The sequence below is a fragment of the Streptomyces sp. NRRL F-5650 genome (assembly GCF_000721365.1).
Classification (GTDB): domain Bacteria; phylum Actinomycetota; class Actinomycetes; order Streptomycetales; family Streptomycetaceae; genus Streptomyces; species Streptomyces ardesiacus.
This window is the reverse complement of the sequence record NZ_JOGV01000019.1, coordinates 80,075-104,925: the sequence shown is the minus strand read 5'-3', so window position 1 is coordinate 104,925 and position 24,851 is coordinate 80,075. Positions and strand designations below refer to the sequence as shown.

Annotated in this window: 19 protein-coding genes, 1 pseudogene and 1 riboswitch; of the genes and pseudogenes, 11 read left to right on the top strand and 9 right to left on the bottom strand. The window is 72.4% G+C overall.

Features of this window, described 5'->3' with window-relative positions; all coding sequences use genetic code 11:
- Positions 1-714 (bottom strand): annotated as a pseudogene (locus IG88_RS0119250) (tetratricopeptide repeat protein); the annotation flags it as partial.
- 250 nt (positions 715-964) lie between these two features.
- Between IG88_RS0119250 and IG88_RS0119245 the strand changes: the two are divergent.
- Positions 965-1,567 carry a flavodoxin family protein gene (locus IG88_RS0119245; protein WP_031042427.1) on the top strand — a complete coding sequence of 201 codons (603 nt, stop codon included), beginning with the start codon at positions 965-967 and terminating at the stop codon, positions 1,565-1,567.
- On the opposite strand, the gene IG88_RS0119240 is transcribed toward IG88_RS0119245, so the two are convergent.
- From IG88_RS0119240 to IG88_RS0119225, 4 genes are all read right to left on the bottom strand, one after another.
- Positions 1,557-2,471: an ABC transporter permease gene (locus tag IG88_RS0119240; RefSeq protein ID WP_031042424.1), complete on the bottom strand. Its 915-nt coding sequence runs from the start codon at positions 2,469-2,471 to the stop codon at positions 1,557-1,559. The genes IG88_RS0119245 and IG88_RS0119240 overlap by 11 nt on opposite strands.
- The gene (locus tag IG88_RS0119235) at positions 2,458-3,489 is read right to left on the bottom strand and encodes an ABC transporter ATP-binding protein (RefSeq protein WP_031042421.1); all 1,032 of its coding nucleotides are present in this window, start codon (positions 3,487-3,489) and stop codon (positions 2,458-2,460) included. The genes IG88_RS0119240 and IG88_RS0119235 overlap by 14 nt, the downstream gene beginning before the upstream one ends.
- An 80-nt stretch (positions 3,490-3,569) precedes the next feature.
- Positions 3,570-4,835, bottom strand: a complete 1,266-nt coding sequence (locus IG88_RS0119230; RefSeq protein ID WP_031042408.1) for a LolA family protein — start codon at positions 4,833-4,835, stop codon at positions 3,570-3,572.
- Positions 4,836-5,133: 298 nt separating this feature from the next.
- The gene (locus IG88_RS0119225; RefSeq protein WP_031042407.1) at positions 5,134-6,144 is read right to left on the bottom strand and encodes a polyprenyl synthetase family protein; all 1,011 of its coding nucleotides are present in this window, start codon (positions 6,142-6,144) and stop codon (positions 5,134-5,136) included.
- Between the two features lie 775 nt (positions 6,145-6,919).
- Positions 6,920-7,076: riboswitch (cyclic di-AMP (ydaO/yuaA leader) on the top strand.
- A gap of 4 nt (positions 7,077-7,080) precedes the next feature.
- Between IG88_RS0119225 and IG88_RS0119220 the strand changes: the two genes are divergently transcribed.
- Positions 7,081-7,569, top strand: a complete 489-nt coding sequence (locus tag IG88_RS0119220) for a transglycosylase SLT domain-containing protein (protein ID WP_031042406.1) — start codon at positions 7,081-7,083, stop codon at positions 7,567-7,569.
- 47 nt (positions 7,570-7,616) lie between these two features.
- On the opposite strand, the gene IG88_RS0119215 is transcribed toward IG88_RS0119220, so the two are convergent.
- Positions 7,617-8,426 (bottom strand): HAD family hydrolase, encoded by an 810-nt coding sequence (locus IG88_RS0119215; protein WP_031042397.1) that lies wholly within the window; start codon positions 8,424-8,426, stop codon positions 7,617-7,619.
- Between the two features lie 343 nt (positions 8,427-8,769).
- On the opposite strand from IG88_RS0119215, the gene fahA reads away from it, so the two are divergent.
- From fahA to IG88_RS0119175, 8 genes are all read left to right on the top strand, one after another.
- Positions 8,770-9,999 carry a fumarylacetoacetase gene (fahA, locus tag IG88_RS0119210; RefSeq protein WP_031042396.1) on the top strand — a complete coding sequence of 410 codons (1,230 nt, stop codon included), beginning with the start codon at positions 8,770-8,772 and terminating at the stop codon, positions 9,997-9,999.
- Positions 10,000-10,409: 410 nt separating this feature from the next.
- On the top strand, positions 10,410-11,348 hold the full coding sequence (locus IG88_RS0119205) for a M56 family metallopeptidase (RefSeq protein ID WP_031042393.1): 939 nt from the start codon (positions 10,410-10,412) through the stop codon (positions 11,346-11,348).
- 265 nt (positions 11,349-11,613) lie between these two features.
- Positions 11,614-12,402, top strand: coding sequence for a GntR family transcriptional regulator (locus IG88_RS0119200; RefSeq protein ID WP_031042392.1), 789 nt, complete (start codon positions 11,614-11,616; stop codon positions 12,400-12,402).
- A gap of 64 nt (positions 12,403-12,466) precedes the next feature.
- Positions 12,467-12,694 carry a 4Fe-4S dicluster domain-containing protein gene (locus IG88_RS0119195; RefSeq protein WP_030145386.1) on the top strand — a complete coding sequence of 76 codons (228 nt, stop codon included), beginning with the start codon at positions 12,467-12,469 and terminating at the stop codon, positions 12,692-12,694.
- A gap of 14 nt (positions 12,695-12,708) precedes the next feature.
- On the top strand, positions 12,709-14,076 hold the full coding sequence (locus IG88_RS0119190) for an ABC transporter substrate-binding protein (RefSeq protein WP_031042388.1): 1,368 nt from the start codon (positions 12,709-12,711) through the stop codon (positions 14,074-14,076).
- Positions 14,073-14,969 (top strand): ABC transporter permease, encoded by an 897-nt coding sequence (locus IG88_RS0119185; RefSeq protein WP_031042386.1) that lies wholly within the window; start codon positions 14,073-14,075, stop codon positions 14,967-14,969. Before IG88_RS0119190 ends, IG88_RS0119185 begins: the two co-directional genes overlap by 4 nt.
- Positions 14,947-15,855 (top strand): ABC transporter ATP-binding protein, encoded by a 909-nt coding sequence (locus tag IG88_RS0119180; RefSeq protein WP_199807471.1) that lies wholly within the window; start codon positions 14,947-14,949, stop codon positions 15,853-15,855. The genes IG88_RS0119185 and IG88_RS0119180 overlap by 23 nt, the downstream gene beginning before the upstream one ends.
- A gap of 11 nt (positions 15,856-15,866) precedes the next feature.
- Positions 15,867-18,617 (top strand): fumarate reductase/succinate dehydrogenase flavoprotein subunit, encoded by a 2,751-nt coding sequence (locus IG88_RS0119175; protein WP_107452220.1) that lies wholly within the window; start codon positions 15,867-15,869, stop codon positions 18,615-18,617.
- Between the two features lie 39 nt (positions 18,618-18,656).
- On the opposite strand, the gene recQ is transcribed toward IG88_RS0119175, so the two are convergent.
- Positions 18,657-20,699: a DNA helicase RecQ gene (recQ, locus tag IG88_RS0119170; RefSeq protein WP_031042381.1), complete on the bottom strand. Its 2,043-nt coding sequence runs from the start codon at positions 20,697-20,699 to the stop codon at positions 18,657-18,659.
- A gap of 232 nt (positions 20,700-20,931) precedes the next feature.
- On the opposite strand from recQ, the gene IG88_RS0119165 reads away from it, so the two are divergent.
- Positions 20,932-21,531, top strand: a complete 600-nt coding sequence (locus IG88_RS0119165) for a Uma2 family endonuclease (RefSeq protein WP_031042379.1) — start codon at positions 20,932-20,934, stop codon at positions 21,529-21,531.
- A gap of 89 nt (positions 21,532-21,620) precedes the next feature.
- Here IG88_RS0119165 and nuoN read toward each other — a convergent pair whose 3' ends face one another.
- Both nuoN and IG88_RS0119155 read right to left on the bottom strand, forming a co-directional pair.
- Positions 21,621-23,279, bottom strand: a complete 1,659-nt coding sequence (gene nuoN / locus IG88_RS0119160) for an NADH-quinone oxidoreductase subunit NuoN (protein ID WP_031042376.1) — start codon at positions 23,277-23,279, stop codon at positions 21,621-21,623.
- A complete protein-coding gene (locus tag IG88_RS0119155) occupies positions 23,276-24,847 on the bottom strand; it encodes an NADH-quinone oxidoreductase subunit M (protein WP_031042374.1) in 1,572 nt (523 codons plus the stop codon). The genes nuoN and IG88_RS0119155 overlap by 4 nt, the downstream gene beginning before the upstream one ends.
- Positions 24,848-24,851: the final 4 nt, after the last annotated feature.

Here is a 24,851-nt window from a genome sequence, read left to right as displayed (position 1 = left end):
GGCTGGGGCTGGGGCTGGGGTTGAGGCTGAGTGTGGGGCTGGGGTGGGCGTGGGCCGCGGCTCCGGGTCTTCCGGGGTGCCGGCCGTCCCGGCACCGTCCATGACGGGCGGCGGTCCGAAGACGCCGGTCGGCGGCGCCGGCGTGCCCGGCGGCGTAGCCCGGGTCGGCTCCGGCAGGGCGCGCAGCGTGAACGTCGGCACGCCGTCCCCGGCCGGGGTCACCAGGCGCAGGACGTGCGTGGCCAGGTCGTGCCGGACGGGTGTGCCCTCGGGGTCGGCCGGCGCCGGGTCCGCCGGGGCGGGAGCCGCTGACGCCGGGTCCGCCGGGGCGGGGGCCGACGACGACGAGTCCGCCGATGCGCGAGCCGACGACGACGAGTCCGCCGACGACGGGGCCGTCGGTGTCGGGTCCCCGGTGAGGTGGCTGGAGCCGTCCGGGTCGACGCGGAGGGGGACGGAGTAGCCGAGGCGTCGGTCGTGGATGGTGGCGAGGACCGGGTGGCCGGCGGCGAGGGCGAGGCGGTGGAGGCGGTTCAGGACGGCGTTCTGGATCTCCTCGCCCGGCGTCGCGACGACCAGTGAGCCGTCGACGCGGGCCCCGCGCACGCCGGGGCCGCCCTCCGGTACGTGGACGTCGATCGGCGTCGCCACGGAATCGGGCGAGCGCTCGGCGCCCTCGTGCTCCCGCTGCTTGTCGCGGCCGAGTCGAGACATCGTTCCCCCACTCATCGGCGGCTTCCGTCGGCGGTTCAACGTCCCCTGCCGTCCAGAGCCTGTCATGCCTGTCGTGCACCTACAGTCGAGTCTCGCCGCTCGCCCCCCATTCTGGCGTCACCGGGGTGTCACAGGCTCGTTCCAGGAGGTCACGCCCGTCGATGACCACGTATACGTGGAGCCTCTTAATGCATGTGCATATACTGCATACGCAGGTTACCGTCTGTCGCCGACCAAATCTGGGGTCCTCATGACGCGCCGCTTCCTCTTCCTGCCGGGCAGCACCCGCCCGGACGGCAACACCGAACTGCTCGCCCGCCGCGCCGCCGACCAGTTGCCCGCCGACGTCGAGCAGCGCTGGATCGACCTGGCCCGCCACCCCTTGCCCGAGTTCGCGGACCTGCGGCACGACAGCGACCACACGCGCCCCACGGAGGGCAACGCGCGCCTGCTGCTCGACGCGACCCTCGACGCCACGGACATCGTCATCGCCTCGCCCTTGTACTGGTACACGCTCTCCACACCGGTCAAGCACTACCTCGACCACTGGTCCGGCTGGCTGCGCACCCCCGGCCTGGACTTCAAGGCGACCCTGGCCGGCCGCACCCTGTGGGGCGTCACCGTGCTCGCCCACGAGGAGCACGAGGTGGCCGACCCGCTGATCGGCGCCCTGAACAACTCGGCGGCGTACATGGGCATGCGCTTCGGCGGCGTACTGCTGGGCAACGGCAGCAAGCCGGGCGACGTCCTGCGGGACACGGAGGCGCTGGCACGCGCCAAGACCTTCTTCGCGCAGGAGGCCCCCTTCGCGCGCTTCCCGTACGAGGAGGCCGGCCCGGCGGCTACGCGGTGACGTCCTTCGTCGTGAACCTCGCCCAGGCCGCCGAGCCGAAGACCGCCGCGTAGAGGGCCTGGAGACCCAGGTTCTTGACCAGGTCGTCCCAGTAGACCGGTTCGCGCATCAGGTCGGCGAAGGACAGCCAGTAGTGCGAGAAGAAGTACGGCTGGAGGGCGTCGAGCTGGGGGATCTGGTCGAGGATCTGCACGGTGATCAGCAGCCCGACCGTGGTCGCCATCGCCGCGATGCCGCTGCCCGTCAGGGTGGAGACGAACAGGCCGAGGGCCGCGACGCCGACCAGCGAGGCGGCCACCACCAGGGCGATCAGCAGTGCCCGCCCCAGGCCCTCGGCGTAGCCGATCCGGGTGCCGGAGATGGTGGTCAGGTCACCGGCCGGGAACAGCAGCGCGCCCACCGCGAGCGCCGAGACCGCGACGACCAGGGTCGCGGCGAGGCAGAAGGCGATCACCGTCGCGTACTTGGTGAGCAGCAGCCGGGTGCGGCCGGCCGGGGCGACCAGGAGGTAGCGGAGCGTGCCCGCGCTCGCCTCGCCCGCGATCGCGTCGCCCGCGACGACGCCGACGGCCATGGGCAGGAAGAACGGGAGCGTCGCGGCGAGCGCGGTGAAGACCAGGAACAGCCCGTTGTTGCTGATCTGCGAGATGAACGCCGGGCCCTCGCCGCCACCGCCCCCGCCGCCGAGCGAGGACCCGTCACCCGTCTCGATCCGTACGGCGACGCCGACCAGGACCGGCACGGCGGCGAGCACGGCCAGCAGGGCGAGGGTGCGCCAGCGCCGGAAGGTCGTCAGCAGCTCGCTGCGGAGCAGCCCGAGGGACCACAGCGGGCTCGCGGACCGCACCACCACTGGACCCGGCACCGCGGCCGTGGTCTCCTCCCGCACCTCAGCCCGCGACATCGAAACCCTCCCCGGTCAGCGCCACGAACGCGTCCTCCAACGAGGCCCGTTCCAAGGTGAAGCCCCGGACCCGGACACGGGCCGCGACCAGCGCCGCGTTCACCTCGGCGAGGTCCCGCTCCGGCGGCTCCGCCGTCACCCGGTCGCCCTCGACGACCACGTCCGCGGCCCCCTGCTCCTTCAGCACCCGGGCGGCGTCGCCCGGGTCCGGCGTGGTCACCACCAGCCGGCCGCGGGCTCCGGCCGCCAGGTCGGCGACCGCGCCCTGGACGATCAGCCGCCCCTGCGCCATCACGGCGGCGTGGGTGCACACCTGCTCGATCTCGTCCAGCAGGTGGGAGGAGAGGAAGACGGTGGTGCCGTCGGAGGCCAGTTCGCGCACGAGGGTGCGGATCTCGCGCATGCCCTGGGGGTCGAGCCCGTTGGTCGGCTCGTCCAGCACCAGCAGGCGGCGCGGCTGGAGCAGCGCCGCGGCGAGGCCCAGCCGCTGCTTCATGCCGAGCGAGTACGCCTTGGCCTTCTTGCCGCCCGCCGCCGCGAGGCCCACCCTGTCCAGCGCCGCGGCGACACGCTCGCGCCGGGTGCGCGGATCGGCGGTCGGGTCGGCGGCGTCGTAGCGCAGCAGGTTGTCCCGGCCGGAGAGGAAGCCGTACAGGGCCGGGCCCTCGATGAGGGCGCCGACCCGGGGCAGTACTGCGCGGGAGGCTCGCGGCATGGGCAGTCCGAGCACCCGGGCGCTGCCCGACGTGGGCTCGATCAGTCCCATCAGCATGCGGATGGTGGTGGTCTTGCCGGAGCCGTTGGGGCCGAGGAAGCCGAAGACGCTGCCCGCCGGGACGGTCAGGTCCAGACCGTCGACGGCGAGCTGTCCGCCGCGGTAGCGCTTGGTGAGCCCGCGGGTGGCGATGACGGCCTCGTCGCCACCCTCCCGCGCCGGGCCCCGCTCCGACGCGCGGTCCGGCACTCGGTCCGGCGCGCGGTCCGGGCGACCCGGCTCCGTGGCGGACGGTTCGGCCATCGGCTCCCTCGCTTCTCTTGTCCCCTCCGTCTCCCTCGCACCGCCTTTCACGCCGGGCGAGGGGGCGTGCCGCGTACGTCCTACTGCGCGGCGTCGGCCGCCTTGACCAGGGCGTCCTTGGTGACCGCACCGGCGTAGACCTTGCCGTCGTCGGTGATCAGGGCGTTGACGAGGCGGGTCTTGAAGACCGTGCCCGAGCCGAAGTCGCCCTTGACCTGGTCGCCGAAGGAGCCGAGGAATCCGCCGAGGTCGCCGAGGCCACCGAGGTCGCCGCCCGGAGAGCCCGTGGGCAGGCCGCCCCGGGCGCCGGTGTCGAAGGTGGCGATCGAGTTCCAGCCCTCGCCGATCACCTTGAGGCCGTCCAGGCCGCCCGCGCCGTCCAGCCCCGCGGCGAGGTCGCCCTCGGCCGGGCGCCCGTGCTCGGGAGCCTTGGCGCCCGTGTCGCCCTCGGTGACCTTCGCCCCCTTGGGCGGCGTGAAGTCGAACGTCGACGCGTCCGGCTTCGCGAAGCTGACCTTGGTGAAGCCCACGTCGACCACGGCGGCGCCGCCGCTCGCCGGGGTCAGCGTGAACTTCAGCGGCATGCCGGTCTCGGCGTCCACGGCCACGGTGATCGCACCGACCGTGGAACCGTCCTGCTTGGGCTCCACGACGAGGCGGTAGGCGTCCCGGCCGGCCACCTGGGCGGTGCCGTGGACGGTCACGGACGTGGTGTCGTCGACCGCCTTGAGCGCCTGCTCGGCGAAGTCCTTCGGCGTGGCCGGCACGTCCTTGTCCGGCGTGCCCTTGCCCGGCCGTCCCTCGCCCGCGGGCGCGGTGGAGTGGTAGACCTCGTTGGACCGGCTGTCGTAGCCCCAGACGTCGTCGCCGTTGTGGACGAGGCTGTACTCGGCGGCGTTCTCCAGCAGGGACAGCTTCTGCCGGTCGGGGCCGTCGGCCGCGACGCGCAGCGTGTGGCTGCCGGACACCAGCTCGGTGAGCCTGGCCGAGGGGTCGGCGGCGGAACCCTTGCCGTCCCCGCCGGAGCCGGGGCCCGCGGACATGCCGGACAGCAGGCCGCTCTCCAGTCCGCCGAGGTCCGGCAGGCCCAGGTCGGTGTTGATGCGCACCGTGCCGGACATCTGCTCGACGTCCGACTTGGCGATCTTCTCGATGAGCTGCTCCGCCGTGACCTTCGGCAGATCGGGGTCCCCGGAGTCGGCGAGCGCCGGTACGAGGCCGATCGTCGCGGCCGCCACCCCCATCACCGCGACCGGGACGACGTACCGCGCGGCCTTGCGCCGTCCGGCGCGCAGCTCCTCGCCCTCCCCCGCGGTCGTGTTGTCGTCGGAATCGATCGGTGCCATGTGTGCCCTACCTCCGTCGTCGGCGGCGGCTGTCTCGCGACCTCGCACTCGTTCCCGTGAGCCGCCATTCTCACCCGAATCGGTGAGGATTGGTGTGTTCCGTGGTGTCCATCTGACCAAATCACCGCCGCGCAGGCGTCAGACCGCGGGCTCAACTCCGCCTACTCCTGCGGGATGACACGGACGGGCGACGGCTCCTCCGGCCCGTAGGGGGCGGGATACGGCACTCGGCGGACGGCACGGAGGGGGCGTGCGACGCGGGGCGGGGCGGGCGACACGATGCGGGCGGGGGCGGCGGTCACCCGGCGCGGTGCACCACCGCGTCGCACAGCTCCACCAGCGCGGCCTTCGCGTCGCACTCCCGCAGCGGGGCCAGCGCGGCGCGGGCCTCCTTGGCGTACCGGACGGTGTCCTTGCGCGCCTGCTCCAGTGCGGGGTGGGCGCGCAGCAGGCGCAGCGCCTCGGCGTGCCGGGCGTCGTCGCTCAGGTCGGAGTCGAGCAGCTCGCACAGGGCGACGTCCTCGGCGAGCCCCAGCCGGGCCGCCCGCTCGCGCAGCCGCAGTACGGGCAGGGTGGGGATGCCCTCGCGCAGGTCCGTGCCGGGCGTCTTGCCGGACTCGTCGGAGTCGGAGGCGATGTCCAGGACGTCGTCGGCGAGCTGGAAGGCGACACCGAGCCGCTCGCCGTACTGGGTGAGCACGTCGACCACCGTCTCGTCGGCGCCGGACATCATCGCGCCGAAACGGCAGGAGACCGCCACCAGCGAGCCGGTCTTGCCGCCCAGGACGTCCAGGTAGTGGTCGACCGGGTCGCGGCCGTCCTGCGGTCCCGCCGTCTCCAGGATCTGGCCGGTGACCAGCCGCTCGAACGCGAGGGCCTGGACACGGACGGCCTCGGGTCCGAGGTCGGCGAGGATCTGCGAGGCGCGGGCGAAGAGGAAGTCGCCGGTGAGGACCGCGACCGAGTTGCCCCAGCGGGTGTTCGCGCTGGGCACCCCGCGCCGCACGGCGGCCTCGTCCATCACGTCGTCGTGATACAGCGTGGCGAGGTGGGTCAGCTCCACGACCACGGCCGAGGGCACGATCCCCGGGGCGTAGGGGTCGCCGAACTGGGCCGAGAGCATCACCAGCAGCGGCCGGAACCGTTTGCCGCCGGCCCGCACCAGGTGCTGGGCGGCCTCCGTGATGAACGGCACCTCGCTTTTGGTTGCCTCAAGCAACCCTTCCTCGACAGCAACCAATCCGGCCTGGACATCGGCTTCCAGAGCCTGGTCCCGCACGCTCAGCCCGAACGGCCCGACGACGGTCACGAGGGGTCTCCTGTCTGCTGGTGTCTACTGGCGATTACCTGGTTTGTCGATAGGTCGCTGCCACCACTCAAGTCAGCGTATCCGGTCACGTTTCGATCACCGCTAGCGCCCACCGTTACAGGCCGGTCGGAATCAGATCATGAACGGTATGTTTTTGATCAGGTGATATGAGCAGATTTTGATCGATATCGCCAGACGGACGAGCCGGACCCCGGACCGGACGGACGGGACCCCGGACGGGCGGCACCCCCGGAGGGGACGAGCGGGCCGGACAGGACGAGCGGGCCGGAAGCCGCCGTCCAAGATCCCACCACTTCCCACAACGGCACGCACCCCCGGAACGTCACCCGATCGACATGCGCGCCCACACCCCGCACCACTGCCGCCGACCGGCACCCACGGGCCCACCCGCGGTCGCACTCCACACCCCACTTCCCCCTCTCCCGCGCCCGACACCCGAAGCCCTCCCGACCCGCGGCCGATTGGGGAATGATTGCGCTTAATGCCCGTTTTGCCGCGCTTGTTGAGTCCAGTGAGTTGGCTCACTCCGGCCCGCCTGCGGACAACCTCGCCGCAACCTGTGCCCTCCCTTTGCCCCACAAGCCAGTTGAGGCTTGGCAACCGCAAACGATCAAGAGCCTCAAACGGCCCAGACCAAGGTCAACTAGCACGTTGGGTGATTCCTGCACTTGTTCCGGACATGTGCTCTCGCATACGTTCCCGGCCTGTCGGGCGGACGCCGAATCCTGCCACCGCCCGTCGCACCGTCATCCACCCAACACACTCGCCGGCAGGAGCGGGGGACCCAAGGTAAGTCGCCGCACCGGTCACCACCGGGGCGGCTCGGGGTGAAGCCGTACCCGTCAGGGCGCGGCCGGGCACCTCCCCGCCCGAACCCGACAGCTCACCTCGCAGGCGTAAGGAGAGGGACACAGCATGTCTGCCAACGGTCTGAACCGTCACGCCCGCACGGGCCGCCTCGCCCGCAAGCTCGCCGTGGCCGGCACCGGTGCCGCGGTGCTCGCGCTGCCGCTCATCGGCGCCACCACCGCCTCCGCCGCCCCGGCGGCCGCCACCACCGCCGCCACGGCGACGACGACGTACCCGAACAACCTCGACGGCTGGATCCGCGAGTCGCTCGCCATCATGGCGCAGCACGGCATCCCCGGGACCTACGACGGCATCCACCGCAACATCATGCGGGAGTCCTCCGGCAACCCGTACGCCATCAACAACTGGGACATCAACGCCGTCAACGGCACCCCGTCCAAGGGCCTGCTCCAGGTGATCGACCCGACCTTCCAGGCGTACCACGTGCCCGGCACCTCCTGGGACCCGTACGACCCGGTCGCCAACATCACCGCCGCCTGCAACTACGCGGCCGACCGCTACGGCTCGATGGACAACGTCTTCAGCGCGTACTGAGCCGCGCCGCCGCGGCATCGCGGCCGGGAGACGCCGCGGCAGCGCGGCTAGGAGACACCGAAGATCCGCTCGAGGACGACGGCCACGCCGTCGTCCTCGTTCGTCGTGGTGACCTCGTCGGCCACCGCCTTGAGTTCCGGGTGGGCGTCGGCCATGGCGACGCCGTGGGCCGCCCACTGGAACATGGGAATGTCGTTGGGCATGTCTCCGAAGGCGATCGTCCGCCGCCGCTCCAGGCCGAGGTGCTCGGCGGCCAGCGCCAGACCGGTCGCCTTGGTGATGCCGCACGACTGGAGTTCGACCGTGCCGGGCCCCGACATGGTGACCGTCGCGAGGGAACCGACCACCGCGCGCGCCGTCGCCGCCAACTCGTCGTCGGTCAGCTCGGGGTGGCGCAGCAGCACCTTGCTGATCGGCGTGGACCACAGCTCCTCGCGCCGCTCGACGCGCACCGCGGGCAGAGTGGGGTGGGGCATCAGGTAGCCCGGCTCGATGAGGGTCAGCCCCCCGACGCCGTCCTGGTCGACGGCGGCGGACACCTGGCCCACCTCCGCCTCGATCTTGCCGAGCGCGGTCTCGGCCAGTTCCCGGTCCAGGGTGACGGACCACAGCATGCGGTGGGCGCCGGCGTCGTACACCTGCGCGCCCTGCCCGCAGACCGCGAGCCCCGTGCAGCCGAGGCGGTCGAGCAGGGAACGCACCCGGGGGGCCGGCCGGCCCGTCACCACCAGGTGCCGCGCACCCGCCCCGGCGACCCGCGCCAGCGCGGCCAGCGACCGGTCGGAGACGGTGTCGTCGCCGCGGAGCAGCGTGCCGTCCAGGTCGGTGGCGACTAGGGAATACGTGGTGCGGTCCATGATCAGAGAATACGGACACCGCACCCTTCGGACTCACCCGCGACCGCTTCCGAACGAGGACGTAGCGAGTGCCTTCGAACCCGGCCGCGGATGCACGCGGACGCCCGATCGTGCACACAACCTGACACATCATCGGCTGAGCCACTCCGGGCTTCCGCGCCGGTGAGCGGCGCCGCGGGGGCCCGGGCGCCGCTCACCGGCCACGCCGCGCGCCGCCTGCGGCCACGCCGGGGCGCCCCCTCCGGTCGCACTGCCCAAGACCGGTGCCTCACCCGTAACGTGGCCCGCACGACACACAGCGCGCACGGCGCACATGGCGAGCACGAAAGCGAGGCAGCACCCGATGCCCCCCTTCGATGTCCCCGAGGGCGACCCCTTCGGCCCGCACAACCTTCCGTACGGCGTGTTCTCGATCCCCGGCTCACGGGAGCGGACGGTGGGCGTCCGGCTCGGCGACCACGTCCTCGACGCGGGCGCGGCGGCCCACGCGCTCGGCTCGCCGTACGCGTCCCTGCTCGCGCGGCCCACCCTCAACCCCCTGCTGGCCGCCGGGCGCACGGCCTGGTCGGACGTGCGGCGGGCGCTGACGGCGTGGCTGACGGTGCCCTCCCACCGCGAGACCCTCGAACCCCTCTTCCACCCGCTGTCGTCGGTGACCCTGCACCTGCCCTTCGAAGTCGCCGACTACGTCGACTTCTACGCCTCCGAGAACCACGCCAGGAACGTCGGCCAGATCTTCCGCCCCGACGCCGCCGACTCCCTCACCCCGAACTGGAAACACCTCCCGATCGGCTACCACGGACGCTCCGGCACGGTCGTCGTCTCCGGCACGGACGTCGTCCGCCCGTCGGGGCAGCGCAAGGCGCCGTCCGACGCCGCTCCCGTCTTCGGCCCGTCCGTCCGGCTCGACATCGAGGCCGAGGTCGGCTTCGTCGTGGGCGTGCCGTCGGAACTCGGCAGCCCGGTGGCGCTCGGCGACTTCCGCGAGCACGTCTTCGGGCTGTGCCTGCTCAACGACTGGTCGGCGCGCGACATCCAGGCCTGGGAGTACGTCCCCCTCGGCCCCTTCCTCGGCAAGTCCTTCGCCACGTCGGTGTCTGCGTGGATCACCCCGCTGGACGCCCTGGAGGAGGCGAGGGTGGCCCCGCCCGAGCGCACGCACCCGCTGCTGCCCTACCTGGACGACACCGACGGCGGCCACGACGAACCCGGCGGCTACGACCTGCGGATCTCCGTCGCCGTCAACGGCCACGTCGTCTCCGAGCCGCCGTTCTCCACCATGTACTGGACGGCTGCCCAGCAGTTGGCCCACATGACGGTCAACGGCGCCTCGCTGCGCACCGGCGACCTCTACGGCTCGGGCACGGTGAGCGGGCCCGCCGAGCGGGAACGGGGGTCGCTGCTGGAGCTGACCTGGAACGGCCGCGAGCCGCTGGAACTCCCCGACGGCAAGCGGGCGTTCCTGGAGGACGGCGACGTGGTGACCCTCTCGGCATGGGCACCGGGACCGGGCGGCGTCCGGGTGGGGCTGGGCGACGTCACCGGCCGGGTGACCGGCGGCCGGGAGTCCTGACGGACGTCCGTCGCACGCCCGACGGAAGCCTCACACCGGGGGGCGGGAGTCCGACGGGAGTCCGACGGGACGCGCGTAGGCCGTGCGGCGGCCGTGCGGCCGTGTGGTCGTGCGGTCGTGCGGTCGTGCGTCCGCCGCACGGGCGTAGGGCCATAGGGCCATAGGGCCATAGGGCCATAGGGCGTGGGGCCGTGCGACGCAGCGCCGCACGGCCCGGATTTCGTATCCGGTGGCCTCCGGCACCTGACTCGCACCGCCCGGCCCCGTCATACTGGCGTCGGGCGGTGTGCGCCGCGGGCCGGGGCGGTCCGGGGCACGGCGCACCGTCCGACTCCGCACAGCACAGCCCCCGCACAGCCCCTGTACAGCCAGAGCCGCCCATCCTTCGACCAGGATCCGGAGCCAGTGGCATGACCGTCTGCCTGCTCCTGCTGTTCGTCGTCGCCGTGACCGCCGCGGTCCCGGTGCCCCGCGCGCTGACCCGTTCGGCGTGGCCCGAGCGGGATCCCGTGGTCGCGCTGTGGGTGTGGCAGTGCCTGGTCGCGACCGTGCTGCTCTGCTGTCTGACGGCGCTCGTGCTCGGCGCCACGGCCGTCTTCGGCACCGTCCGCGCCCAGCTCTTCGCCCCGGCGCCGCCCGCGGTGACCGCGGCGTACAACCTCTCCGCCGGACCGGTCTGGGCAGCCGTCCTCACCCTGGTGCTGGCGGGTGGTGCCGCCTGGACGACCGCGATGCTCGCCCGCGAACTCGTCGAGGCCCGTCGTCGGCGTGCCCGCTCCCGCGCCCACCTGCGCGAACGCGCCCCCGACCTGCCCGCCGGGCTCCCCGCCGCCCGCGGCCCCCTGCTGGTCCTGGAGGACGAGTACCCGGACGCCTGGTGGATGCCCGGCAGCCCGCCCCAGCTCATCGTCACCACCGGCGCCCTGCACCGGCTCACCGACCACCAGCTCGACGCCGTCCTCACCCATGAGCGCGGTCACGCCCGGGCCCGCCACGACTGGCTGCTGCACCTGTCCACCGCGCTGGCCACCGGCTTCCCGAGCGTCCCGCTCTTCGCCCACTTCTGCGACCAGACCCACCGCCTGGTCGAACTGTCGGCCGACGACACCGCGTCCCGGCGCTGCGGCCACCTGACCACCGCGCTGGCCCTGATCGAGCTGAACCAGCACCGCGGGGTCCTGTCCTGCGCCTCCAGCCACCGTCTCCTGGGCGAACGGGTCGACCGCCTCCTGGAGCCCCGGCCGCGCCTGCCCCGCCGCCACAGAGCCCTGACCACGGCGACAGCGGCCCTGGTCCCCCTGCTCCCCCTCCTGATCACCTTCGCCCCGGGGCTGACCGCACTGGCCTGACCCGGGTGCGCGGCTGCGGCTCCCCCAGCGGATACGGCTGCGGCTGCGGTTGCGGGCAGTCGTGCCGCCGCTGGGGCGGCGGCGGGTGGGGACGGCGGTGCTCCGCGGACGCCGGGCGCGACCCTCGCCGGACCCCTGCCCCACCGGTGGCAGATCTGGCCCAATTCCCGGAAAACCGCAGCTCATCGCGGTACCCGGCGGAGCCCCAGGTGGCGCAACATTCCAGCAACACCACTGACAGAGCCGCATATGTATGGTTCCAGCCATGCCGCCCACCGACCGCATCCGAGACCACGCCGGGCAGGGCGCGACCACCGTCACCGCCCACCGCACGCGGCGTCGGCTGCGCGCGGACCGGGCCCGTCAACTGGCCGACCTGCTCCGCTGCCAGCTCCTCGGCGACGCCTTCCCCGACGGCGCCCTCCCTCACGAGGACACCCTCGCCGCCGACTACGGCACCACCCGCAACACCGTCCGCCAGGCGCTCGACCTGCTGCGCGCCGAAGGTCTCGTGGCCCGTCAGCCGGGGCTCGGCACCGTGGTCGTGGCCCGCAAGTACGCCCACGGGCTCGACCGTCTGATGGGCCTCGCGGAGACCCTGCACGAACACGGCCGCGTCACCAACGAGGTGCGCACCACCGTTCCCGTCCCGGCCCCCGCCCCCGTCGCCGAACGCCTCCGCGTCCCGCCCGGCGCGGACGTCCTCTACATCGAGCGCCTGCGCCGCCTGAACGGCGTCCCCCTCTCCCTCGACCTCACCTACCTCCCCCTCGACATCGGCACCGCCCTGCTCGGCGCCGACCTGGAGAACACCGACGTCTTCCGGCTCCTGGAATCCGTCACCGGCCGGCCACTCGGCCACGCCGAGATCACCCTGGAGGCCGTCACCGCCGACGCGCACTCCGCCGCCGTACTGGAGGCCCCGCGCGGCACGGCGGTCCTCATGCTGGAACGGCTCACCCACCTCGCCGACGGCCGCCCGGTCGACCTGGAGTTCGTCCGCTTCCGCGGCGACCGCATCACGATGAGCGGCCTGCTGCACCGCTCCGTGTGACCCCTGCCTCTCCTCATCTCCTCCCTGAGAACACCCCTTTCGTGCCCCCTCCCTGGAGACAGCCATGCCCTTGGCGCCCCAGCGGGCCGACGTGCCCGTGACCATCGACGAGTCGAAGTGCATCGAAGGCTGCACGCTCTGCGTGGACATGTGCCCGCTGGACTCCCTCGCCATCGACGAGCGCAACGGCAAGGCGTACATGCATGTCGACGAGTGCTGGTACTGCGGCCCCTGCGCCGCCCGCTGCCCCACCGGAGCGGTCACGGTCAACATGCCCTACCTGCTCCGGTGAGAGGCCGACTCCCCATGAAACCCGAACGCACCACGCTCCCCCTGCCCGCCGTCGCCGCCTCCCTGGCCCTGCTCCTCCCCCTCACCGCCTGCGGCGGGAACGCGTCCGCCGACGGGAACGGCTCCACGGTCACCGTGACCGTCGGCTACCAGTCCAGGACGATCAACACGGTCACCGCCGGCACCCTCCTGCGCTCCCTCGGCTACTTCGAGAAGCAGCTCAACTCCCTCCGCGACGGCGTCACCTACAAGGTCGACTGGCAGGACTACGCGACCGGCGCGCCCATCACCGCCCAGATGACCGCCGGGAAGATCGACATCGGCTCGATGGGCGACTTCCCCCTGCTCATCAACGCGGCCCGCGGCAAGCAGCTCGGCAAGCCGACCCGCATGGTCTCGGTCACCGGCTACAACCTCCGCGGCGGCCTCAACACCGTCGTCGTCGCCCCCGGCTCCTCTCTGACCTCCCTGACGGACCTCAAGGGCAAGAAGGTGTCGACGAGCGTCGGTTCCGCCGCCGACGGCACCCTCGTACGCGCCCTGCGACGCGCCGGGCTCGATCCCGCGAAGGACATCGACAAGCTCAACCAGCAGCCGGCCGTGGGCGCCTCGGCCCTGGACGCGGGAAGCACGGACGCCCTGTCGCAGTTCGTCGCCTGGCCCGGCCTGCTCGCCCACCAGGGCAAGGCGAAGGCCCTGTACGACGGGGCGCGGCTGGACCTGCCCACCTTCCACGGCGTCACCGTGGTCGAGGAGTTCGCCAAGAAGCGCCCCGCCGTGCTGGAGGCGTTCCTCAGGGCCCAGGCCCAGGCGACCGACTATCTGGACGCGCATCCCGTGGGCGCCGCCGAGAAGGTCGCGAAGGCCACCGGTCTGCCCGCCGAGGCCGTCTACCTCTACAACGGCGCCCAGGGCATCGCCACCTTCGACCCGGCGATCAAGCCCCAGCTCGTCGCGGCCCTCAAGGAGGACGTCTCGGTCCTCAAGGACGCGAAACTCACCGGCGACGTGGACGTGGACGCCTTCGTCGACGACCAGTACGTGAAGAAGGCGCTCGGTCCGGCCGCGTACGCCGAGCGGCTCGCCGCCACGCCCCCGAAGCCGGCCGGCGAGGTCTGGCCCGAGGGCGGACGCAAGACGCTCTCCTTCTCCTCCCCCGTCGCCTTGCTGAAGCACGTCGCTGGACACCGCGACCAGGTCCGCGCCGCCTACGTCCCCGACACCACCACCGGCACCCTGTGGTTCGCCGACCAGGCGGTGTGGGTGGCCGACGGCGCCGAACTGCTGCCGTTCGTCGCACCGGAGACCGCGCGGGCGTACATCGCCGGGCACGGCGGAGCACGCGTCGTCACATACGCCGAGGCGCTGGAGCGAGCCTCGTGATCCGCTCCCTGCGCTACGCGTTGCGGGTCGCCTCGCTCGCCGTCGCCCTGGGCCTGTGGCAGGTGCTGACCAGCCAGGACATCGACGTGTGGCTGCGCTTCTCGCAGTTCCCCACCGTCACCGACGTCGCCCGCACCTTCGCCGACCGGCTGGCGGGGCCGGACTACTGGACCGACCTCACCGACAGCCTGACCCGCATCCTCACCGGATTCCTGCTCGCGGCCGTCCTGGGCGTGGCCACGGGCGTGCTGGTGGCCCGCTCCCGGCTCGCCGAGGACCTGCTCGGCCCGGTCCTCGAAGTGGTCCGCCCCATTCCCGCCATCGCCCTGGTCCCCGTGGCGATCCTGCTCTTCCCCTCCAACGAGCAGGGCATCGTCTTCATCACCTGCGCCGCCGCCTTCTTCCCCGTCCTGGTCTCCACCCGGCACGCGGTCCGGGCGCTGTCCCCCGTGTGGGAGGAGGCGGTCCGCACCATGGGCGGCGGCCGGTGGCGCGTCCTGTGCTCGGTGGTCCTGCCGGGCGCGCTGCCCGGTGTCTTCGGCGGCCTGTCCGTCGGCATCGGCGTCTCGTGGATCTGTGTGATCTCCGCCGAGATGATCTCCGGTCAGTACGGCGTGGGCTACCGCACCTGGCAGGACTACACGGTCGTCGACTACCCCGGCGTCTTCGTCGGCATGGTCACCATCGGCGTGCTCGGCTGGCTGACCTCCACCGCCGTGGAACTGCTGGGCCGCCGCCTGACCCGCTGGCTGCCGCGCACGCTGTCCGGCCCCGCCGCCCGTCCCAAGCCCTCGCGGGCCGGTGCGACGGCCCCGCCCGCCAAGACCGCCGTACGCGAGGACGCCCGCGCCCAGACCGAGGAGGCACCCGATGAGCACCTCGTCCGAGACTGAGACCGGGACAGGATCTGGGGCCGGGTCCAGATCCGTGACCGGGCCCGGGACCGGGACCAGGGCCGGGACCGGGACCAGGGCCGGGACCGGGACCAGGGCCGTGGCCGGGACCAGGGCCGTGACCAAGACCGGTGCGGACACCGGGACGTCTGCCCGCGGCACCCGGCTCACCCTGCGCGACGCGACCCTGGGCCGGCCGGACGCGCCCGCACTGAGCGGTGTGCACGTCGACGTGCGCCCCGGCGAGATCCTCACCGTGGTCGGCCCCTCGGGATGCGGCAAGTCGACCCTGCTGCGCACGCTGGCCGGTCTGCTGCCGCCGCTGGCCGGAACGGCGGAACAGGACGGGCGGCCGATCCAGGGACCGGGCGCGGACCGGGCGCTGGTCTTCCAGGAGGACGCCCTCCTGCCCTGGCGCACCCTGCGCGCCAACGTCGAACTCCCCCTCGCCGTCCAGGGCCTGCCCCGCGCCGAACGCCGGGCGCAGGCGGCGGCCTTGCTGGAACGGGTCGGACTCGCCGCCCAGGCGCGGCAGTTGCCGCACCGGGTCTCCGGGGGACAGCGCCAGCGCGCCCAGTTGGCCCGTGCGCTCGCCGGACGCCCCCGCGCCATCCTGATGGACGAGCCCTTCGGCGCGCTCGACGCCCAGACCCGGACCGGCATGCAGGACCTGCTGGTGGAGGTACTGCACGGCACCGGAGCCACCGTCGTCTTCGTCACCCACGACGTGGACGAGGCCCTGTTCCTCGGCGACCGCGTCGCCCTGCTCGGCGCCGGCCACCTGGCCGGCGTACGCGCCGTGCCCCGCCCCCGGGACCGCGCCGCGCACGACGACCCCGCACGCGTGACGCTGCGGCGCGACGTCCTGACATCCCTCGGCACCTGAAAGGCACCCTGGTGGAGATCCCCGCCCTCACCGACGCCGAAGAACTCTCCTGCGACGTCCTCGTCGTCGGCGGCGGTACCGCCGGCACGATGGCCGCGCTGACCGCCGCCGAGCACGGCGCGAACGTACTGCTGCTGGAGAAGGCCCACGTCCGTCACTCCGGCGCCCTCGCCATGGGCATGGACGGCGTCAACAACGCCGTCGTGCCCGGCCGCGCCGAACCCGACGACTACGTCGCCGAGATCACCCGCGCCAACGACGGCATCGTCGATCAGTCCACCGTCCGTCAGACCGCCGTCCGCGGCTTCGCCATGGTGCAGCGTCTGGAGTCGTACGGGGTGAAGTTCGAGAAGGACGAGCACGGCGACTACGCCGTCCGCCAGGTGCACCGGTCCGGCTCCTACGTGCTGCCGATGCCGGAGGGCAAGGACGTCAAGAAAGTGCTGTACCGGCAGTTGCGGCGGCGCGAGATGCGCGAACGCATCCGCATCGAGAACCGGGTCATGCCGGTGCGGGTCCTGACGGCGGAGGGGCGGGCGGTCGGTGCGGCGGGCTTCAACACCCGCACCGGACGCTTCGTGACCGTCCGCGCGGGCGCCGTGATCCTCGCGACCGGAGCCGCCGGCCGGCTCGGACTGCCCGCCTCCGGCTACCTGTACGGCACCTACGAGAACCCCACCAACGCCGGTGACGGCTACGCCATGGCCTACCACGCGGGCGCCGAACTGACCGGCATCGAGTGCTTCCAGATCAACCCGCTGATCAAGGACTACAACGGCCCGGCCTGCGCCTACGTCGCCAACCCGTTCGGCGGCTACCAGGTCAACCGGCACGGCGAGCGCTTCGTCGACTCCGACTACTGGTCGGGGCAGATGATGGCCGAGTTCGCGGCGGAGGTCGCCAGCGACCGCGGACCGGTGTACCTGAAGCTCAGTCACCTCCCGGAGGAGTCCGTCTCCGCCCTGGAGTCGATCCTGCACTCCACCGAACGCCCGACCCGCGGCACCTTCCACGCCGGCCGCGGCCACGACTACCGCACCCACGACGTGGAGATGCACATCTCCGAGATCGGCCTGTGCGGCGGCCACTCCGCCTCCGGCGTCCGCGTCGACGACCACGCCCGCACCACCGTCCCCCGCCTCTACGCGGCCGGCGACCTGGCCTGCGTGCCGCACAACTACATGATCGGCGCGTTCGTCTTCGGCGACCTGGCGGGCGCGGACGCCGCCCAGTACGCGGCCTACACGGGTGAGCTGCCGCCGGACCAGTTGCGCGACGCGCACGAGCTGGTCTACCGCCCGCTGCGCAACCCCGACGGCCCGCCGCAGCCCCAGGTCGAGTACAAGCTGCGGCGCTTCGTCAACGACTACGTCGCCCCGCCGAAGTCCGGTGCCCGGCTGTCGCTCGCCCTGGAGTCCTTCGAGCGGATGCGCGCGGACGTCGCGGCGATGGGCGCCCGCACTCCGCACGAGCTGATGCGCTGCGCCGAGGTCACCTTCATCCGCGACTGCGCGGAGATGGCCGCCCGGGCCTCCCTGGCCCGCACGGAGTCCCGCTGGGGCCTCTACCACGAGCGCGTCGACATCCCCGAGCGCGACGACGCGTCCTGGTTCCACCACCTCGATCTGCACAAGTCCCCCTCCGGTGCGATGGAGTTCACGGCACGTCCCGTGGCTCCCTATCTGGTACCGGTAGACGAGTTCACTCCGGTCGGCGGCCCCTCCCGGCACCTCGGCGAGGTGCACCCGGAGCAGGTGGCGACGGCCGGTGACCGCGACGCCCCGCCGGTCGCCACCGGAGCCCTCCCCACGTCCGCCCCGGCCACCGGGTCCGCGCCAGCCACCGGGTCCGCCCCGGCCGCCGCCGAGCCCGGCGCCGCCAGTTCGCCCAGGCTGCTGGAACTGCTCGCCCTGGCCGAGAACGAACCCGAACTCTCCGCCCTCCTCCCCTACTTGTCCGATCCCGAGCCGGGCGTCCGGCGCACGGCGGTCACCGTGCTCACCGAGACCGTCCCGGCGGGTACCGGCCCGGCACTCGCCGCCGCCCTGTCCGATCCGGACGGCGAAGTGCGCGCCGCCGCGGCCGCCTCCCTGCGGGAACTGGCCGAAACGCTGACGCCCGAAGCCGCTCTGAGCGAGTCCCTCGCCGAGGCACTGGCCCAGGCCGACCCCGTCGTCCGTGCCACCGCACTCGACCTGCTGCGCATCCTGCGGCTGGGCAGCACCGGCACCTTCGCCGCCGCCCTCCGCGACCCCGACGCCCCGGTGCGCATCGAGGCGGTGCGCGGGCTGGTCTCGCTGGACGCGGCGGAGTCGCTCTCCCCGGCCGCCGAGGATCCCTCCCGCGAGGTGCGGGTCGCGGTCGCCAAGGCGCTGGGGACGCTGCGGGCGGCGCCCCGCACCGGGGGTGCGCTCGACCGGCTCACCGGGGATCCCGACGTCCTGGTCCGCGGCGCCGCCCTCGCGGCCCTGGCGGACACCGGCTGCCCCGGCCCACTGGCGGCCCGTGCGGTCACCGCCCTGTCCGACCCCGCCTGGCAGGTACGGGCGGGCGCCGCCACCGCACTGTCCGCGGCCGGCTCCGAGCACGCGGTCCCCGTCCTCGCCAAGGCCCTCGCCGACCGGAACGCCGACGTCCGCAAGGCGGCCGTCCTCGCCCTGACCCGGCACACGGCCGCCACCGAGGACGCCCGTACGGCGCTCGCCACCGTCACCGGCGACACGGACGCCGACGTCAGGGCGTACGCGGCCCGGGCGTTGTGACACCGGGGACGGGAACGGAGGCTCCCCTCCGGCGAGTCCCTATATCCAGTCCTCCGGCTCGGGCTCCGGCTCGTGCTCGGGCCAGTCGTCTCCGCCGCCGTGCGCATCGGGGCCGGTGCCCGGCCCTTCCGACGGGGAGGGGGCGGGCGCGGGCGCCGGGCTGGCTGCGGGCGCCGGGGCGGAGCCCGGTCCCTCCAGTCCCGCCAGCACCTCGACCACACCCTCGCCGTACGTCGCCAGCTTCTTCTCGCCGACCCCGCTGATGCCGCCGAGCTGCCCGACCGAGGTGGGCCAGGCGGTGACGATCTCCCGGAGGGTGGCGTCGTGGAAGATGACGTACGCGGGGACGCCCTGCTCACGCGCCCGTTCCGCACGCCAGGCCCGCAGCGCCTCGAAGGCGGGGACCAGCTCCGGCGGCAGCTCGGCCGCTGCCGTCCTCGCCTTGCGCTCGCCGCGCCCGCCGCCCGCCGGCCTGGACGCCGCGGGCTTCTTGGGCTCCTTGCGCAGCGGCACCTCACGCTCGCGCCGCAGGACCTCGCCGCTGGTGTCGGTCAGCACCAGCGTGCCGTACTCCCCCTCGACCGCGAGCAACCCCTGGGCCAGTAGCTGCCGGACCGCGCCCCGCCACTCGCCCTCGGTCAGCTCCTCGCCGATGCCGAACACGGAGAGCTGGTCGTGGTCGAACTGGATCACCTTGGCGGTGCGCTTGCCCAGCAGGATGTCGATGATCTGCCCGGCGCCGAACTTCTGCCCGCGCTCGCGCTTCAGCCGCACCACCGTCGAGAGCACCTTCTGCGCGGCCACCGTGCCGTCCCAGGTCTCGGGCGGGGCCAGACAGGTGTCGCAGTTGCCGCACCCGGCCCGGTCCGGGTCCTGCCCGAAGTAGGCCAGGAGCTGGCCGCGGCGGCACTGGGCTGTCTCGCACAGCGCGAGCATGGCGTCCAGGTGGGACTGGGCGCGGCGGCGGAACGCCTCGTCGCCCTCGCCCATCTGGATCAGCTTGCGCTGCTGTACGACGTCGTTGAGCCCGTACGCCATCCAGGCCGTGGAGGGCAGGCCGTCACGCCCCGCGCGGCCGGTCTCCTGGTAGTAGCCCTCGACCGACTTGGGCAGGTCCAGGTGGGCGACGAACCGCACGTCCGGCTTGTCGATGCCCATGCCGAAGGCGATGGTCGCGACGACCACCAGGCCCTCCTCGCGCAGGAACCTCGACTGGTGCGCCGCGCGGGTGCCCGCGTCCAGGCCCGCGTGGTACGGCACCGCCTCGACTCCGTTGCGCGAGAGGAACTCGGCGGTCTTCTCGACCGAGTTGCGCGAGAGGCAGTACACGATGCCCGCGTCCCCGGGGTGCTCCTCGCGCAGGAAGCCGAGGAGCTGCTTCTTGGGGTCGGACTTCGGCACGATCCGGTACTGGATGTTGGGGCGGTCGAAGCTGGCCACGAAGTGCCGCGCCGCCGGCATGTTCAGCCGCTCGGTGATCTCGCGGTGGGTGGCGTCGGTGGCCGTCGCCGTGAGCGCCAGGCGCGGCACGTCCGGCCAGCGCTCGCCGAGCAGCGACAGGGCGAGGTAGTCGGGCCGGAAGTCGTGGCCCCACTGGGAGACGCAGTGCGCCTCGTCGATGGCGAAGAGGGAGATCTTGCCGCGGGAGAGCAGGTCGAGGGTGCTGTCCAGGCGCAGCCGCTCGGGTGCCAGGTACAGCAGGTCCAGCTCGCCGGCCAGGAACTCGGCCTCCACCACGCGCCGCTCGTCGAAGTCCTGCGTGGAGTTCATGAACCCGGCCCGCACACCGAGGGCCCGCAGCGCGTCCACCTGGTCCTGCATCAGCGCGATCAGGGGGGACACCACGATGCCCGTGCCCGGCCTGACCAGGGCCGGGATCTGATAGCACAGGGACTTTCCGCCACCGGTCGGCATGAGCACGACGGCGTCGCCACCGGCGATCACGTGCTCGACGATCGCCTCCTGCTCGCCGCGGAAGGCCTCGTACCCGAAGACCCGGTGCAGGGTGGCCAGCGCCTCGCTGTCCCCGTCCCTCACCTGCGCCGCCTCAGTCATCTCGCCGATCACGCCCGTCCCGCCCATCGTCTCGTCCCCCGTACGTACTGCCTCGCCCATCCGGTCTGTCTGGTCCGTCCTGCCCCGACCACTGCCTCCACGATAGGGGGCCGCGCCGACAGCCCCGGAGTTATCCACAGGCTGTCCGACGCGGCCCACGTCAAGGACACGACGATCGTTCACACGTTCGCGGGAGACCCGTCCGTTTGCGGCGGATAGTCTGATTGCACCCGCGAGACTCCGTCCCATGGGAGCACTGATGAGCGTCGCACCGAAGGCGTCCGCACCCGACTGGCCGGTCCCGCCGGAGGGCGGCTGGACCGCAGACGACCTTGACCGGCTTCCGAACCTGCCACCGCACACGGAGCTGATCGACGGGAGCCTCGTCTTCGTGAGTCCGCAGACTCTTTTCCACTCACGCGCTGTCGACTTCTTCAACTGGCAGCTTCAATCCCTCGCCCCGGCGGAGTTCGAGGTCGTCCGAGAGTTCACCATCGACATCGACCGGCAGAACCGGCCGGAGCCGGACGTGATCGTCGTGCGGGGCGACGTGGTGGACGACCCGGAGCAGACCCGCTACCCCGCCGAGGCCGTCACCCTGGCCATCGAGGTCGTCTCCGCGGAGTCCGTCTCCCGCGACCGCGAGACCAAGCCCCTGAAGTACGCCCGGGCGGGCATCTCCCACTACTGGCGGGTGGAGAACGAGAAGGGCCTCGCCGTCGTCCACGCCTTCGAGCTGGAGCCCACCACCCGCGCCTACACGAGCGTCGGCATCTTCCGCGAGCGCATGAAGGTGAGCGCGCCCTTCCCGATGGACCTGGACCTGACCGCCATCAAACCGCGCCGCGGCGGAGCGTAGCCCCCCCCTCCTCGAACGGCTGTGGTCCGGCACCTCACCGAAGAGGGGCCGGACCACAGCCGCGCAGCCACAAAGCCGCGAGCGCGGCGTCAGCGCACGAACACCCCCGCCTGACCCGCGAGGTCCAGGAAGTACTGCGGCGCCACGCCGAGCACCACGGTGACCGCCACGCCCACGCCGATCGCCGTCATCGTCAGCGGTGACGGCACCGCGACCGTCGGGCCCTCGGGGCGGGGCTCGCTGAAGAACATCAGCACGATCACCCGGATGTAGAAGAACGCCGCGATCGCCGACGAGATCACACCGACCACGACCAGCGGGGCCGCGCCGCCCTCCGCCGCCGCCTTGAACACGGCGAACTTGCCCGCGAAGCCGGAGGTCAGCGGGATGCCGGCGAAGGCCAGCAGGAACACCGCGAAGACGGCCGCCACCAGCGGGGACCTGCGCCCGAGCCCGGCCCACTTCGACAGGTGCGTCGCCTCGCCGCCCGCGTCGCGCACCAGCGTGACGACCGCGAAGGCGCCGATCGTGACGAAGGAGTACGCGGCCAGGTAGAAGAGGACGGACGAGATGCCCGACGGCGTGGTGGCGATCACACCGGCGAGGATGAAGCCCGCGTGCGCGATCGACGAGTAGGCCAGCAGCCGCTTGATGTCGGTCTGCGTGATCGCGACGATCGCGCCGGCCAGCATCGTGACGATCGCCACGCCCCACATCACCGGCCGCCAGTCCCAGCGCAGGCCGGGCAGGACGACGTAGAGGATGCGCAGCAGGGCGCCGAAGGCGGCCACCTTGGTCGCCGCCGCCATGAAGCCGGTCACCGGCGTCGGCGCCCCCTGGTACACGTCCGGCGTCCACATGTGGAACGGCACCGCGCCCACCTTGAACAGCAGGCCCATGACGACCAGCGCGGAGCCGACGAGCAGCAGCGCGTCGTTGCCCATGGTGTTCGCGAGCGCCGGGGTGACGTTCTGCACGGTGCCGTCGACGACCCGGGCGATCGTGCCGTACGACATCAAGCCCGCGTAGCCGTAGAGCAGGGCGATGCCGAACAGGGTGAAGGCGGAGGCGAAGGCGCCGAGCAGGAAGTACTTGACCGCCGCCTCCTGCGACATGAGCCGCTTGCGGCGGGCCAGCGCGCACAGCAGGTACAGCGGGAGGGAGAAGACCTCCAGGGCCACGAAGAGCGTCAGCAGGTCGTTGGCCGCCGGGAAGACCAGCATGCCGACGACGGCGAAGAGCAGGAGCGGGAACACCTCCGTGGTGGTGAAGCCCGCCTTGACCGCCTTCTGCTCGCTCTCGCTGCCCGGCACGGCCGCCGCCTGCGCGGCGAAGGAGTCGACGCGGTTGCCGTGCAGCTCCGGGTCGAGGCGCCGCTCGGCGAAGGTGAACAGTCCGACCAGGCTGGTCAGCAGGATGGTGCCCTGCAGGAAGAGGGCCGGTCCGTCGACGGCGACGGCGCCCATCGCCGTGATGCCGGCCTTGGTCGTGCCGTACCCGCGTGCCGCGAGCGCGACGACCGCCGCGAACGCCGCGATCAGGGCGACGGCGGACACGAACATCTGGGCGTGGTACCGGGACCTGCGCGGCACGAAGGCCTCGACCAGGATTCCGATGATCGCCGCGCCGATGACGATGAGGACGGGCGACAACTGCCCGTACTCGATCTTCGGCGCGTCGATCTTGGCGATCGGGTCGGCCGCCGTCGCCGCCGTTGTCCACAGGCTGTGGACGGCTGTTGCGCTCACTTGGCCGCCTCCACCTCAGGCTGGGGGTCCGTCTTGTGTACGTCGGACATGGTCTGCTTCACCGCCGGGTCGACGATGTCCGTCACGGGCTTCGGGAAGACGCCCAGGAAGATCAGCAACGCCACCAGCGGCGCCACGACCACCAGCTCGCGCACCCTCAGGTCCGGCATCCCGGTCACCTCGGCCTTCACCGGGCCCGTCATCGTCCGCTGGTACAGGACGAGGGTGTAGAGCGCGGCGAGCACGATGCCGAAGGTCGCGATGATGCCGATCACCGGATACCGGGTGAACGTGCCGACCAGGACGAGGAACTCGCTGACGAAGGGCGCGAGACCCGGCAGCGACAGGGTCGCCAGGCCGCCGATCAGGAAGGTGCCGGCCAGGATCGGGGCCACCTTCTGCACACCGCCGAAGTCCGCGATGAGCCGCGAACCGCGCCGCGAGATCAGGAACCCGGCGATCAGCATGAGCACCGCGGTCGAGATGCCGTGGTTGACCATGTACAGGGTGGCGCCGGACTGGCCCTGGCTGGTCATCGCGAAGATGCCCATGACGATGAAGCCGAAGTGCGAGATCGACGCGTAGGCGATCAGCCGCTTGATGTCGCGCTGGCCGACCGCGAGCAGCGCGCCGTAGATGATGCTGATCACCGCCAGGACCAGGATGACCGGCGTCGCCCACTTGCTGGCCTCCGGGAAGAGCTGGAGGCAGAAGCGGAGCATCGCGAAGGTGCCGACCTTGTCGACGACCGCCGTGATGAGCACGGCGACCGGCGCGGTCGACTCCCCCATGGCGTTGGGCAGCCAGGTGTGCAGCGGGAACAGCGGCGCCTTCACCGCGAAGGCGAAGAAGAAGCCGAGGAAGAGCCAGCGCTCGGTGCTGGTCGCCATGTCCAGCGAGCCGTTGGCCCGCGCCTCGGCGATCTCCGTGAGCGAGAAGTTCCCGGCGACCACGTAGAGGCCGATCACCGCGGCCAGCATGATCAGACCGCCGGCCAGGTTGTAGAGGAGGAACTTCACCGCCGCGTACGACCGCTGCGTCGCCGCCGTCTTCTCGCCGTGCTCGTGGGCCCGGTCCCCGAAACCGCCGATCAGGAAGTACAGCGGGATCAGCATGGCTTCGAAGAAGATGTAGAAGAGGAAGACGTCGGTGGCCTCGAACGAGATGATCACCATCGCCTCGACGGCCAGGATCAGGGCGAAGAAGCCCTGCGTCGGCCGCCACCGGCTGCTGCCGGTCTCCAGCGGGTCGGCGTCGTGCCAGCCCGCCAGGATGATGAACGGGATCAGCAGGGCGGTCAGCGCGATCAGCGCCACCGCGATGCCGTCCACGCCCAGTTCGTAGCGGACGCCGAAGTCCGCGATCCAGGAGTGGGACTCGGTGAGCTGGTAACGGTCGCCGCCGGGGTCGAAGCGGACCAGCACCGTGATCGCCAGCGCGAGCGTGGCCAGCGAGACCAGCAGCGCCAGCCACTTGGCCACGGTGCGTCGCGCGGCAGGCACGGCCGCGGTGGCGATCGCCCCGACGGCCGGGAGGGCCGCCGTGACTGTCAGCAGGGGAAAGGACATCGGT